12 protein-coding genes are annotated in these 13,896 nt (G+C 63.2%); 10 read left to right on the top strand and 2 right to left on the bottom strand.

The window, feature by feature from the left end:
* Positions 1-22: 22 nt before the first annotated feature.
* The 10 genes from sucC (at position 23) to lpdA (ending at position 10,903) form a co-directional block, all read left to right on the top strand.
* Complete coding sequence (sucC, locus tag NLY44_RS21640; protein WP_023726041.1) at positions 23-1,216, top strand: ADP-forming succinate--CoA ligase subunit beta; 1,194 nt, start codon at positions 23-25, stop codon at positions 1,214-1,216.
* A 6-nt stretch (positions 1,217-1,222) separates the two neighbouring features.
* Positions 1,223-1,594 carry a cupin domain-containing protein gene (locus tag NLY44_RS21635; protein WP_023706740.1) on the top strand — a complete coding sequence of 124 codons (372 nt, stop codon included), beginning with the start codon at positions 1,223-1,225 and terminating at the stop codon, positions 1,592-1,594.
* Positions 1,595-1,597: 3 nt separating this feature from the next.
* On the top strand, positions 1,598-2,089 hold the full coding sequence (locus NLY44_RS21630) for a DUF1579 family protein (RefSeq protein WP_023699238.1): 492 nt from the start codon (positions 1,598-1,600) through the stop codon (positions 2,087-2,089).
* Between the two features lie 12 nt (positions 2,090-2,101).
* Positions 2,102-3,007, top strand: a complete 906-nt coding sequence (gene sucD, locus NLY44_RS21625; protein WP_023805930.1) for a succinate--CoA ligase subunit alpha — start codon at positions 2,102-2,104, stop codon at positions 3,005-3,007.
* A 128-nt stretch (positions 3,008-3,135) separates the two neighbouring features.
* A complete protein-coding gene (locus tag NLY44_RS21620) occupies positions 3,136-6,123 on the top strand; it encodes a 2-oxoglutarate dehydrogenase E1 component (RefSeq protein ID WP_023670536.1) in 2,988 nt (995 codons plus the stop codon).
* Between the two features lie 48 nt (positions 6,124-6,171).
* Positions 6,172-7,464 (top strand): 2-oxoglutarate dehydrogenase complex dihydrolipoyllysine-residue succinyltransferase, encoded by a 1,293-nt coding sequence (gene odhB, locus NLY44_RS21615; protein WP_023670535.1) that lies wholly within the window; start codon positions 6,172-6,174, stop codon positions 7,462-7,464.
* Between the two features lie 16 nt (positions 7,465-7,480).
* Positions 7,481-8,218, top strand: coding sequence for a DUF4241 domain-containing protein (locus tag NLY44_RS21610; protein ID WP_031251241.1), 738 nt, complete (start codon positions 7,481-7,483; stop codon positions 8,216-8,218).
* A complete protein-coding gene (locus NLY44_RS21605; RefSeq protein WP_023736766.1) occupies positions 8,215-8,721 on the top strand; it encodes a hypothetical protein in 507 nt (168 codons plus the stop codon). The genes NLY44_RS21610 and NLY44_RS21605 overlap by 4 nt, the downstream gene beginning before the upstream one ends.
* Positions 8,718-9,473 (top strand): SDR family oxidoreductase, encoded by a 756-nt coding sequence (locus NLY44_RS21600; RefSeq protein WP_023805931.1) that lies wholly within the window; start codon positions 8,718-8,720, stop codon positions 9,471-9,473. The genes NLY44_RS21605 and NLY44_RS21600 overlap by 4 nt, the downstream gene beginning before the upstream one ends.
* A 23-nt stretch (positions 9,474-9,496) precedes the next feature.
* Positions 9,497-10,903 (top strand): dihydrolipoyl dehydrogenase, encoded by a 1,407-nt coding sequence (gene lpdA, locus NLY44_RS21595; RefSeq protein WP_023805932.1) that lies wholly within the window; start codon positions 9,497-9,499, stop codon positions 10,901-10,903.
* Between the two features lie 847 nt (positions 10,904-11,750).
* Here the strand turns inward: lpdA and NLY44_RS21590 are convergent.
* Both NLY44_RS21590 and NLY44_RS21585 read right to left on the bottom strand, forming a co-directional pair.
* Entirely contained in the window at positions 11,751-12,815 is a 1,065-nt protein-coding gene (locus NLY44_RS21590) for a TraB/GumN family protein (RefSeq protein ID WP_023694507.1), read from the bottom strand.
* Positions 12,816-12,889: 74 nt separating this feature from the next.
* Complete coding sequence (locus NLY44_RS21585; protein ID WP_023747380.1) at positions 12,890-13,828, bottom strand: tyrosine recombinase XerC; 939 nt, start codon at positions 13,826-13,828, stop codon at positions 12,890-12,892.
* Between the last annotated feature and the right edge of the window lie 68 nt (positions 13,829-13,896).

Genomic DNA, 13,896 nt, shown 5'->3' with positions numbered 1-13,896 from the left:
AGCCGATCCGGAGACCGTCCAGATGAACATCCATGAATATCAAGGCAAGGCGCTGCTGAAGTCGTTTGGCGCGCCGGTGGCCGAAGGCGTGCCGGTGTTCAAGGCAAGCGAAGCGGAAGCCGCGGCACAAGCGCTTCCCGGTCCGCTCTATGTGGTGAAGAGCCAAATCCATGCCGGCGGCCGCGGCAAGGGGAAGTTCAAGGAACTGTCGCCCGACGCAAAGGGCGGCGTGCGGCTGGCTAAGTCGGTTGCCGAAGTCGTTGCCAACGCCAATGAGATGCTCGGCCACACGCTGGTGACCAAGCAGACCGGCCCCGCCGGCAAGCAGGTCAACCGCCTCTATATCGAGGACGGCGCCGACATCGATCGCGAGCTTTATCTGTCGATCCTGGTCGACCGCTCGGTCGGCCGCATCGCTTTCGTCGTCTCGACCGAGGGCGGCATGGACATTGAAGGCGTCGCCCACGACACACCGGAAAAGATCATCACCCGCGCCATCGATCCGCTGGCCGGCGTGACGACCATCGACGTCGACATATTGGTGGAAGCGCTGGGCCTCACCGGCGATGCCGCCAAGGATGCCGGCACGCTGTTCCCGATCCTCTACAAGGCCTTTGTCGAGAAGGACATGAGCCTGCTCGAGGTCAACCCGCTGATCGTGATGAAAAACGGCCGCCTGCGCGTGCTGGACGCCAAGGTGTCGTTCGACAACAACGCTCTCTTCCGCCACCCCGAACTGATGGAACTGCGCGACACCACCGAAGAGGACGAGAAGGAGATCGAGGCGTCGAAATACGACCTCGCCTATGTCGCGCTCGACGGCAATATCGGCTGCATGGTCAATGGCGCCGGCCTCGCCATGGCGACTATGGACATCATCAAGCTCTACGGCGCCGAGCCCGCCAACTTCCTCGATGTCGGCGGCGGCGCGTCGAAGGAGAAGGTGACGGCGGCGTTCAAGATCATCACCAAGGATCCGGCCGTCAAAGGCATACTGATCAACATCTTCGGCGGCATCATGAAGTGCGACATCATCGCCGAGGGCGTCATTGCCGCAGTCAAGGAAGTCGGCCTGGAAGTGCCGCTGGTGGTGCGTCTTGAAGGCACCAATGCCGAGCTCGGCAAGAAGATCATCAACGACAGCGGCCTGAACGTGGTGTCGGCCGACGATCTCGATGACGCAGCCAAGAAGATCGTGGCGGCGGTGAAGGGCTGAAGGCGAATGCCTCCGCGCAAGATAAACCTGGTCGAGGCGGCGGATCGAACGATCACCAAGGTCTTCGATCCGCATATCGCCGGCGACGTCAATGACAGCCAGGCGAAGGTCGCCAAGTTCGGCGAGACCTTCGACTGGCATGCACATGAGCATGAGGACGAGGCTTTTCTCGTGCTGCGGGGCAAGATCGCCATCGATTTTCGCGACGGCCCGGTCGAGCTCGGCGAGGGCGATTTCATTGTCGTGCCGAAGGGCGTCGAGCACCGGCCGCGGTCGCTGACCGCCGAGCCGGTGGTGCTGATGTTCGAGCCGGCAACGACGCTCAACACCGGCAACGCCAAGAGCGACCTCACCGTCTCCGACCTGAAGCGGCTCTGACCCATGAACGCGTTCTCCTTGCTCTCGGCCGATCACCAGCGCCTGCAGGCGCTGGTCGGCGCGTGGCGCGGCGAGGAAGAGGTGGCGGAAACACAATGGGCCGATGGTGGACCGGCGACGTCGGAAGTGCTGGGGGAGGCACAGTTCGGCGGCCTGTTCGTGGTGCAGCGCTATCGCCAGCGCCGCGACGGCACGGTCTCGTTCGGCTCGCACTCAGTGTTCGGATTCGATCAGCAAAACAGCCTCGTCACCATGCACCAGTTCGATTCCATGGGCTTTGTGCCGGCCTCGCCGGCCACAGGCGCATGGAACGGCAGCGAGCTCACTCTTGATCGGTCGTCGCCGCGCGGTTCCGCGCGGGTCACATATATTTTCGACAATGCCGATGCCTACCGCATGCGATTGCATTTCAAACCTGCCGGCAGCGACAGCTGGCAAGACATGGTGAGCGGCGTCTACCGGCGCGTCTCGCCTTCCTCGATCAACGGTTTTTAGAAAAGGGCTCCGATGTCCATTCTCATCGACAAGAACACCAAGGTGCTGGTGCAGGGCCTGACCGGCAAGACCGGCACGTTCCACACCGAACAGGCGCTGGCCTATCACGGCACCAGGATGGTGGGCGGTATCCATCCAAAGAAGGGTGGCGAGACCTGGACCGGCGCCAAGGGCGAAAACCTGCCGATCTTCGCCTCGGTCGCCGAGGGCAAGGAAAAGACCGGCGCCAACGCCTCGGTCGTCTATGTGCCGCCGACGGGCGCCGCCGAAGCCATCCTCGAAGCCATCGAAGCCGAGATCCCGCTGATCGTCTGCATCACCGAAGGCATTCCGGTGATGGACATGGTCAGGGTCAAGGCGCGGCTCGACCGCTCGACCTCGCGGCTGATCGGCCCGAACTGCCCCGGCGTGCTCACCCCCGACGAATGCAAGATCGGCATCATGCCCGGCAACATCTTCCGCAAAGGCTCGGTCGGCGTTGTTTCGCGCTCGGGAACGCTTACCTATGAGGCAGTGTTCCAGACCACAAATGTCGGCCTCGGCCAGACGACCGCCGTCGGTATCGGCGGCGACCCCGTCAAAGGCACCGAGTTCATCGACGTGCTCGAGATGTTCCTCGCCGACGACGAGACCAAGTCGATCATCATGATCGGCGAGATCGGCGGTTCGGCCGAGGAAGACGCCGCGCAGTTCCTCAAGGACGAGGCCAAACGCGGCCGCAAAAAGCCGATGGCGGGCTTCATCGCCGGGCGCACCGCGCCGGCCGGTCGCACCATGGGCCATGCGGGCGCGGTCATCTCCGGCGGCAAGGGCGGCGCGGAAGACAAGATCGCGGCGATGGAATCGGCCGGCATTAAAGTATCGCCATCGCCAGCGCGTCTGGGCACGACGCTGGTCGAGGCGATCAAGGCCAAGTGAGTAGCGAGTAGTGAATAGCGAATAGGGAAAAGAGAGTAACGGCGCGACCCGGGAAAAATCCCTACTCGCTATTCGCTACTCACTATTCGCTTTTGAAAAGGAGACGGAGCCAGGCTCCGCGGACAAAAATGGCAAGACAAGATCAGGCCAACGACCAATTTTCGCTCACCTCTTTCCTCTATGGCGGCAATGCCGACTATATCGACGCGCTGTACGCGTCCTATGAGGATGATCCAGAGTCGGTAAACCCCGAATGGCAGGATTTTTTCGCCGGGCTGAAGGACGACGCCGGCGATGTGCGCAAGAACGCCAAGGGCGCTTCCTGGGCAAAGCCCTCCTGGCCGCTGCAGGCCAATGGCGAACTGGTGTCGGCGCTCGACGGCAATTGGGGCATCGTCGAGAAGCATCTGGAAAAGAAGGTCAAGGACAAGGCGGTCACCAATGGCGTCGTGCTGTCGGATGCCGACGTGCATCAGGCGACGCGCGATTCGGTGCGCGCCATCATGATGATCCGCGCCTTCCGCATGCGCGGCCATCTGCATGCCAATCTCGACCCGCTCGGCATCGCCAAGCCGCTTGAGGACTATAACGAGCTGTCCCCGGAGAATTACGGTTTCACCGCAGCCGACTACGACCGGCCGATCTTCCTCGACAATGTGCTCGGCCTCGAATTCGGCACCATCCGGCAGATGCTGGAGATCCTGACCCGCACCTATTGCTCGACGCTCGGTGTCGAGTTCATGCACATTTCCGACCCCGAGGAGAAGGCCTGGATCCAGGCGCGCATCGAGGGTGCCGACAAGGAGATTTCCTTCACCGCTACGGGAAAAAAAGCGATCCTGCAGAAGCTGGTCGAGGCCGAAGGCTTCGAGCAGTTCATCGATGTCAAGTACAAGGGTACCAAGCGCTTCGGCCTCGATGGCAGCGAAGGCCTGATCCCGGCGCTGGAGCAGATCATCAAGCGCGGCGGCCAGCTCGGCATGAAGGAGATCGTGCTCGGCATGGCGCATCGCGGCCGGCTGAACGTGCTGTCCCAGGTGATGGCCAAGCCGCACCGCGCCATCTTCCACGAGTTCAAGGGCGGCTCGGCCGCTCCTGACGAGGTCGAGGGCTCGGGCGACGTCAAGTACCATCTCGGCGCCTCGTCGGACCGCGAATTCGACGGCAACAAGGTGCATCTGTCGCTGACCGCCAATCCTTCGCATCTGGAAATCGTCGATCCGGTTGTGATGGGCAAGGCGCGCGCCAAGCAGGACTATCTGTTCGGCCGCAGCCGCGAGGAGATCGTGCCGCTGGAAGAGCGCGCCAAGGTGCTGCCGCTGCTTCTGCATGGCGACGCCGCCTTTGCTGGCCAGGGCGTAATCGCGGAAATTCTCGGCCTGTCGGGCCTGCGCGGCCACCGCGTCGCCGGCACGCTGCATTTCATCATCAACAACCAGATCGGCTTCACCACCAATCCGCGCTTCTCGCGCTCGTCGCCTTATCCGTCCGACGTCGCCAAGATGATCGAGGCGCCGATCTTCCACGTCAATGGCGACGACCCGGAAGCGGTGGTGCATGCCACCAAGGTGGCGATCGAATTTCGCATGAAGTTCCACAAGCCGGTGGTGGTGGACATGTTCTGCTATCGCCGCTTCGGCCACAATGAGGGCGACGAACCGGCCTTCACGCAGCCGATCATGTACGCCAACATCCGCAACCACAAGACGACGGTGCAGATCTATGGCGACCGGCTGATCGCCGAGGGCCATATCAGCCAGGCCGAACTCGACAAGATGAAGGCCGACTGGCGCGCCCATCTGGAGTCCGAATGGGAAGTCGGCCAGCACTACAAGCCCAACAAGGCCGACTGGCTGGACGGCGCCTGGTCTGGTTTGCGCACCGCCGACAACCAGGACGAACAGCGCCGCGGCAAGACCGCCGTGCCGGTCAAGGTGCTGAAGGACATCGGCAAGAAACTGACCGAGGTGCCGAAAGGTTTCGAGGCGCACAAGACCATCATCCGCTTCCTCGAAAACCGCCGCCAGGCGATCGACTCCGGCGAAGGCATCGACTGGTCGACGGCCGAGGCGCTGGCCTTCGGCGCCATCCTGCTCGACGGCAATCCGATCCGGCTCTCCGGCCAGGATTCAGAACGCGGCACCTTCTCGCAGCGCCATTCCGTGCTCTACGACCAGCGCGACGAGACCCGCTACATCCCGCTCAACAATCTCTCGGCCGCACAGGCCGGCTACGAAGTCATCAACTCGATGCTGTCGGAAGAGGCGGTGCTCGGCTTCGAGTATGGCTACAGCCTGGCCGAGCCTAAGGCGCTGACGCTCTGGGAAGCGCAGTTCGGCGATTTCGCCAACGGCGCCCAGGTGGTGTTCGACCAGTTTATCTCGTCGGGCGAGCGCAAGTGGCTGCGCATGTCGGGCCTGGTCTGCCTGCTGCCGCATGGCTATGAGGGCCAGGGGCCGGAACATTCCTCGGCCCGGCTCGAGCGTTTCCTGCAGCTCTGCGCCGAAGACAATATGCAAGTCGCCAACTGCACCACGCCGGCAAACTACTTCCACATATTGCGCCGGCAACTGAAGCGCGACTTCCGCAAGCCGCTGATCCTGATGACGCCGAAGTCGCTGCTGCGCCACAAGCGGGCAGTGTCGACGCTGCCGGAGATTTCGGGCGAAAGCTCGTTCCACCGGCTGTTGTGGGACGACGCCCAGCTGTTGCAGAACCAGGCGATCAAGCTCACCAAGGATTCCAAAATCCGCCGCGTCGTGCTGTGCTCGGGCAAGGTCTATTACGACCTGTACGAGGAACGCGAGAAGCGCGGCATCAACGACATCTATCTCTTGCGCGTCGAACAGCTCTATCCGTTCCCGGCCAAGGCGCTGATCACCGAACTGTCGCGCTTCCGCAATGCCGAGATGGTGTGGTGCCAGGAGGAACCCAAGAATATGGGCGCCTGGTCGTTCATCGATCCGTATCTGGAATGGGTGCTGGCTCATATCGACGCCAAGCACCAGCGGGTGCGCTATACCGGACGTCCTGCGGCGGCATCGCCGGCGACCGGCTTGATGTCGAAGCATTTGGCGCAGCTCGCCGCCCTGCTCGAAGACGCGCTCGGCGAATAGAACAAACCCGGCGAATAGAACAGACAGAGAAGAAACGGAACAGGCACAATGGCTACCGAAATCCGCGTTCCCACTCTCGGCGAATCCGTCACCGAGGCGACCATCGGCAAGTGGTTCAAGAAGGTCGGCGATGCCATTGCCGTCGACGAGCCGCTGGTCGAGCTCGAAACCGACAAGGTGACGGTGGAGGTGCCTGCCGCCGCCGCCGGCACGCTGGGCGAGATCACCGCCAAGGAAGGCGAGACCGTCGGCGTCGGCGCGTTGCTGGGTTCGATCTCGGCAGGCGTCGCCACGGCCGCCCCGGCGTCCAAGCAGGAGACCAAGCCGCAAGCGGTGTCGCAGGCTTCGAGCCCGGACGCAGCGCACACGACCAGGCAGGCTGCGGCTGAGACCGCCAAGATAGCCGGCGACGCCGGGCCGGTCGAGCCGCGCACCATGCCGCCGGCGCCAGCTGCCGCGAAGCTGATCGCCGAGAACAATCTGTCGGTCGACCAGGTTTCCGGGTCGGGCAAGCGCGGCCAGGTGCTGAAGGGCGATGTGCTCGACGCGATTTCCAAGGGCGCGCCGTCGCAGCCGGCCGAAATTCCGAAGGCCGCACCGGCTCCGGTCGCCGTGCGTGCGCCGTCTTCGGGCGACGATGCGTCGCGCGAGGAGCGCGTGCGCATGACCAAGCTGCGCCAGACCATTGCGCGCCGGCTGAAGGAAGCGCAGTCGACCGCCGCCATGCTGACCACCTTCAACGAGGTCGACATGTCGGCGGTGATGGCGCTCAGGACCAAGTACAAGGACATCTTCGAGAAGAAGCACGGCGTGAAGCTCGGCTTCATGGGCTTCTTCACCAAGGCGGTTACGCACGCATTGAAGGAAATCCCCTCGGTCAATGCCGAGATCGACGGCACCGACATCATCTTCAAGAACTATGCCCATATCGGCGTTGCCGTCGGCACCGAAAAGGGTCTCGTCGTGCCGGTGGTGCGCAATGCCGACCAAATGTCGATTGCCGAGATCGAGAAGGATATCGGCCGGCTGGGCATCGCCGCGCGGGACGGCAAGCTGTCGGTCGCCGACATGCAGGGTGGTACGTTCACCATCTCCAATGGCGGCGTTTACGGCTCACTGATGTCGACGCCGATCCTCAATGCGCCGCAGTCCGGCATTTTGGGCATGCACAAGATCCAGGACCGGCCGGTCGTGGTCGGCGGCCAGATCGTGATCCGGCCGATGATGTACTTGGCGCTGAGCTACGATCACCGTATCGTCGACGGCAAGGAAGCCGTGACCTTCCTGGTCCGCGTCAAGGATAGCCTGGAGGATCCCGAACGGCTGGTGCTTGATTTGTGATCGGAGCTGATCCGTCATGAGCGGCTGGCTGGCGCGGTTTGGGTTCAAGCTCGGTCGAGTAGCGGGTAGCGTATTGAGGCGTTCCCGGCCGGCGGCTTCCGCCGCCATCTCTCCGCCGGCGACATCGACTGAATGGGATTCGGCGCCGGCGAGCAGCAATCTCGGTGTCTTCGCTCTCAGCGAAGCCGAAATGGCGGAGCGGAAGATCATCGTCACCGCGATCGGTGAGCTTGAGCTACCGACCGGCGAAATCATCGCTTGCGATCCACTGATTACCGGGCTGGAACGGCCTGTGTTTAGCCGTAAGGTCAGGCCGGGATGCTATCCAGTCACGTTGCTTGAGGCGCAAGGCCGTGTTGCTGCAGCGGTATTGCGGTTTGGCACTGGCTTGCCGGTGCGGTGGGAGTTGGCTGCCTTCGTCCGCGACGTCGGCACATCGTCCTGGAAGTCTGGATTTATTGTCGATGATAATGTTGCTTCGTTCATGGACAAGTCGGTTCTGACGCTGATGTCCAAGCAGGAGGAACTCGACAGCTATCTTGCTGACGTTGCATGCTCGTTCGACAAGTTCCGCATGGATAATCCGGTTGATGGAAATCCGCTTAATATAGCCATGTTCGACACTGGCTTCGGTGATGGGAACTATTATTCCTTCTGGGGACTGGATGCGGCCGGCGAGCCGCTGGTCTTGATGACCGATTTCGAGGTGCTCGAAAACGCCGACGGCCGCGAGAGCAGCCCGAGCAATTCATGACAAACATCGCTTCGCCAATGATCGGATTTATGGCCGGGCTGGCTGTTCTCGCAGCGGGTTACGAGGCGCATGCCGCCTGCCCGCTGGCGCTTGCTGTCTATGGCGATGCCGAAAGCGAGGCCGGCATTGATTTCCGGCCGACGACGGATGCGGTCACCGTCACCAACTCGTTCAAGATGGTGCTCGACAAGGGCATCGTTCTCGACGGCATTGTCATGTGGACATCCGGTGTTTCGCGACCGCAAGGGTCGCTGATGTACAAATGCCCGACCGGCGACGTCACCGGTGACGAGCTTGCCGCCTGCACGGTCTGGCATGGCGTCATCTACAGCGCCGACGACAAGGGCAACATCGCGCTCCTGGCGGCGGAAGGCACGGACGCGCCGCAGAGCCTGATCTTCCCCGATCTCGGGCCGTCGCTGCAGATGTCGACGGCCTTCGGCCCGAACGGTTTCTCAAAACTGCCATGGGACGTGTTTCTGCTGAAAGGTTGCCAGGAATGAGCGCGTCCAAGAAGGTGCTTCTGGTCACCGGCGGCAGTCGTGGCATTGGCGCGGCCACCTGCCGGCTTGCGGCAAAGGCGCGCTACCGGGTCGCGGTCAACTATGCCTCGAACGAGGCTGCCGCCAAGGCGCTGGTCGACGAAATCGAGGCGGCGGGTGGCGAGGCATTTGCCGTCAAGGGCGACGTCGGCGTCGAAGCCGACATCGTCGCCATGTTCGAAGCCGTCGATCGCGCCTATGGCCGGCTCGACGCGCTGGTCAACAATGCCGGCGTCGTCGACGTCAAGGCGCGCGTCGATGAGATGAGCCTGGCGCGGCTGGAGCGCATGATGCGCATCAACGTCATCGGCTCGTTCCTGTGCGCGCGCGAAGCGGTCAAACGCATGTCGAGCAAGCATGGCGGCCAGGGCGGCGCCATCGTCAACATCTCGTCGGCTGCGTCGCTACACGGCTCGCCAGGCGAATATGTCGACTATGCCGCGTCCAAGGCGGCGATCGACACCTTCACGCTCGGACTGGCGCGCGAAGTCGCGACCGAAGGCGTGCGGGTCAATGCGATACGGCCGGGCATCATCGACACCGAGATCCACGCTTCGGGCGGCCAGCCGGACCGGGTCGAGCGGTTCCGCGACATGCTGCCGATGAAACGAGCCGGCACGGCGGATGAAGTCGCGCATGCCGTTCTCTATCTTTTGTCGGATGAAGCGTCCTACACGACGGGCGCAATCCTGAATGTAAGCGGCGGCCGCTGAGCCCCAAGCTAAGGGAAACGAACATGGCTTATGATGTCGTTATCATCGGGTCGGGACCGGGCGGCTATGTCTGTGCCATCAAGGCGGCACAACTCGGGCTCAAGGTCGCGGTGGTCGAGAAGAACGCCACTTTCGGCGGCACCTGCCTGAACATCGGCTGCATCCCATCCAAGGCGCTGCTTTATGCCTCGGAGATGTTCGCCGAGGCCGGCCATTCCTTCGATGCGCTGGGTGTCGAGATACCGGCGCCGAAACTCAATCTGAAGAAGATGATGGCGCACAAGGACGCGACCGTTTCGGCCAACGTCAATGGCGTCGCCTTCCTGTTCAAGAAGAACAAGATCGACTCGTTTCGCGGCACCGGGAAGGTGGTCGCGGCCGGCAAGGTGTCGGTGTCGGCTGAGGATGGCAAGGTCGAGGAGATCGAGACGAAAAACATCGTTATCGCCACGGGCTCCGATGTCGCCGGCATTCCCGGCGTCAAGGTCGACATCGACGAGAAGGTGATCGTATCGTCGACCGGCGCGCTGTCGCTGGAGAAAGTGCCGGGACATCTGGTGGTGGTCGGCGGTGGGGTCATCGGTCTGGAGCTCGGCTCGGTCTGGGCACGGCTCGGCGCCAAGGTCACCGTGGTCGAATTCCTCGACACCATCCTGGGCGGCATGGACGGCGAGGTCTCCAAGCAGTTCCAGCGCCTGCTTTCCAAGCAGGGTTTCGAGTTCAAGCTCGGCACCAAGGTGACAGGGGTGACCAAGGCCAAAAAGGGCGCCGCCGTTACGTTCGAACCGGTCAGGGGTGGTGCGGCCGAGACCATCGAGGCCGACGCGGTGCTGATCTCGACCGGACGCCGGGCCTGTTCCGACAGCCTCGGGTTGAAAGAAGCCGGCGTCGAGGTCGACGAGCGCGGCCGGGTCAAGACCGACGGGCATCTCAGGACCAACGTGGCCGGCATCTACGCCATTGGCGACGTCATCGCCGGTCCGATGCTGGCGCACAAGGCCGAGGATGAAGGCGTGGCGGTGGCCGAGACCATTGCCGGCCAGGCCGGCCATGTGAATTACGACGTCATTCCGAGCGTCGTCTACACCAGCCCGGAAATCGCTTCGGTCGGCAAGACAGAGGAAGAGCTGAGGAAGGCCGGCATCGACTACAAAACCGGCAAATTCCCGTTCACCGCCAACGGCCGGGCGCGCGCCATGCTGCACACGGACGGCTTCGTGAAAATCCTCGCCGACAAAGCCAGCGACCGCGTGCTCGGCGTCCACATTGTCGGCTTCGGCGCCGGCGAGATGATCCATGAGGCGGCGGTGCTGATGGAGTTCGGCGGCTCCTCGGAAGACCTCGCCCGCACCTGCCACGCGCATCCGACAATGTCGGAAGCGGTCAAGGAAGCGGCGCTGGCGACGTTCTTCAAGCCGATCCATATTTAAGGAAACGCTGGAGGGACAGCACCCCCCTCTGGCCTGCCGGCCATCTCCCCCTCAACGGGGGAGATTGGACTTCACCGCCGCGTCGCGAGCCTTCAAGTTTCTCACGTTTCTAACCTGGGCTGTTCGTGAGACAGCCGATCTCCCCCTTGAGGAGAGATGTCCGGCAGCACAGAGGGGCGGTGAAGAATCGCGACGCTCGCCGATAGGTGCCCCAAACAAAACGGCCCGCTTTTCAGCGGGCCGTTCTTGGGTTGGAAGCAAGATGCCAGATCAGTTGGCCAGATTACGGGCTCGGCGCCGGAGCAGGCGCGGGCGCCGGGGCTGGCGCAGGAGCCGGTGCGGGCGCAGGGGCTGGTGCGGGAGCCGGTTCGGCGGGCTTCATCGGCTCAGCCGGTGCAGGTGCGGGCGCCGGTGTGCTGGCTGCCGGCGGCTCTGCGGGCGCAGGATGTTCGCCGCTTCTGCCGAAAACATAGTACGCGACAATCGCAAGGATGACGACGACCAGCGCAATCAGCCAGCCGCTGCCACCACCCGACCTGGGCGCTGGATCGTTAGGGTTCGCCATAAAAGTGTCCTCCGTGGATGAAAAGCATCAATCAACACCCCTCAACGCGCAACCGTTGAACGGGTTCATACTAGGCCTTCAAATTGACGAACGCAGGAAAATTCTGATTCGCAACCGCTTGTTGGCCTGTATTTCCCCCGCAAAATCAATCACGAACGAGGTAGAACGAGCTTAGCTGGCCTTTTCCGCCAAAAATAGGGCCAACCGCCTTCGCTTTGCGAATCAGTTGCGCACCGGACAGAGCCGGGCCTTACCTGATTCGGTATTCAAGACGGGCGCCGCTCAGTCGACGGCGGTGACGGTATAGCCGGCTTTGCGAAAATCCTCGATCAGGCCTTCGGGGCCGGGAAGATGCATGGCGCCGACGGCCATGAAGGCGTTGCCCTTGGCCAGGATAGGTGCGGCATGGTCGGCCATGACCTTGTTGCGGCCGGTGATCATCGTCTGGTCGAATTCGGCGTAACCTGCGTCCTCGTCTTCGTCGGGCGAGATCGAACGTAACAGCGGCCAGAAGGTGCCGGTATCGCCGCGCTGGTAAAGCACGATCATGGTTTCGTTGATGTCGTTGATCTTGTCGCCGAGCTTCAGGGTTTCGACCAGCCCCTTGATGTGGAACGCAAGCGGCAGCGAGGCCATGGCGCGCAGTTGGCTGGCGGCGGTCTCCAACCCTTCCACCGGCTTGCCCAAGGCCTTGGCGTCCTGCGCCAGCTTGACGTCCAGAACCGGTGCGCCGCCTGCCTGACGGGCGACCTCACAGACCGGCAGCGCGACCATGGCCGACAGCAGCCACGGCTTCATCTTGGAGACGCTCGCCGGCGGAATGCCGCGCGCATCGAGCCCTTTGTTCACCACCGCCGCATCCTCCGGCGACAACAGCGACGACAACGTCGTGTTGTCGGTGAACATCATCAGCTCGGGTTCCTTGAGCATGGCCTCCATCATCTTCTGCTTGTCGAGCACGTCGGTGGTCTCGATGATGATGGTGCCGGCAGCGTCATAGGCTTTCCTGGCTGCCGGCGGCAGAGTGGTCACGCGCGGGTCGGTCATGTGCATGGTGCCGAACAGGAAGGATGGCTTTTCGCCTGATTTCTCCAGCTTCCACAACAGGCCCTTGCCGTTCAGCGTCGCTGCTGCTTCCGTCTCGATCCTGGCATAGGTGGCGGGGCCTTCCTTCTGCAGGGCCGACAGCAGATCGGCGCCGGCGCAGGCCGGGGTTTCGGCATGCGCCCTGCCCATGGCAAGCAGCAGCACGATGAGGAAAGACAGGAAAAACAGGGCGTTGAGCGCGACGAGCAGCTTCAGCGACACAAGGGCGGCGCGGTCGGCGATGGCAAGGGCGCGTTTCATGGTGCGGTTCTAGGACTGAAAAGCGGCGAAACGGTTAACCGGCGTGGGGAAATTGTCCTGGACTTATACAGTGGTCACGCGCGGGGATGCGCGGATTCGTAAATCTCGAGCAGCCTTGCCGTGTCGACGCCGGTATAGACCTGCGTCGTCGACAGGCTGGCGTGGCCGAGCAGTTCCTGGATGGTGCGCAGGTCGCCGCCGCGCCCGAGCAGATGGGTGGCGAAGGAATGGCGCAACGCGTGCGGCGTCGCGGTGTCGGGCAGGTTCAGCGCCGAGCGCAGCCTGGCCATGTCGCGCTGGACGATGGCCGGGTTGAGCGGCCCGCCGCGGGCGCCGCGAAACAGCAGGCCCTTGGGATCGAGATGGTAGGGACACAGTTTTCGGTATTCGGCGATTGCCCTGAGCGCCACCGGCAGCACCGGCACCAGCCGTGTCTTGCCACCCTTGCCGGTGACGCGCAGCACGGTGTCGGCTTCCGATGCCAGGTCGGCGGCGCTGAGGCCCAGCGCTTCGGAAATGCGCAGGCCCGATCCATAAAGCAGCGTCAGCACGGCGGCGTTGCGGGCGGCGATCCAGGGCTCTTCAGCCAGCTGGCCTTCCACCGACACGACATGTTTGGCATCGCTGGCGGTCAGCGGCTTGGGCAGCGATTTCGGCTGGCGCGGCGCGCGCAACGCAGCGGCACCGGCGGCATTGGCGAGACCGCGCCGTTCGAGGAAGCGCAGCAGCGAGCGGATGCCGGCGAGGCCGCGTCCGAGCGTGCGGGCGCCGGCGCCGGCGTTGCGCCGCGCGGCAAGAAAGCCGCGCAGATCGGCCGGGCGCAGAGTGGCGATGTCGGAAAGACCAGGCGAGCCGCCGCAATGCCCTGTGAGGAAATGCAGGAACTGGCGCGTGTCGCGCTCATAGGCTTCGACGGTCGCCGGCGCCAGCCGGCGCTCGCGCGCCAGCATCTTCAGCCAGCTTTCGCGCGCTGCCTGGAGGTCGGGTTTTGCCGGGATGAGAAATTCCTGCATGCCGCCATTGTCAGGCAGCCGGGTTAGGAAGCGGTGAAGAACCTGTCATTGAAATGACGCCGGTAGGG

The sequence above is a fragment of the Mesorhizobium sp. C089B genome (genome assembly GCF_030323125.1).
In the GTDB taxonomy this organism is placed as follows: Bacteria; Pseudomonadota; Alphaproteobacteria; order Rhizobiales; family Rhizobiaceae; genus Mesorhizobium.
The sequence above is the reverse complement of the archived record's forward strand: the minus strand, read 5'-3'. Positions and strand labels throughout refer to the sequence as shown.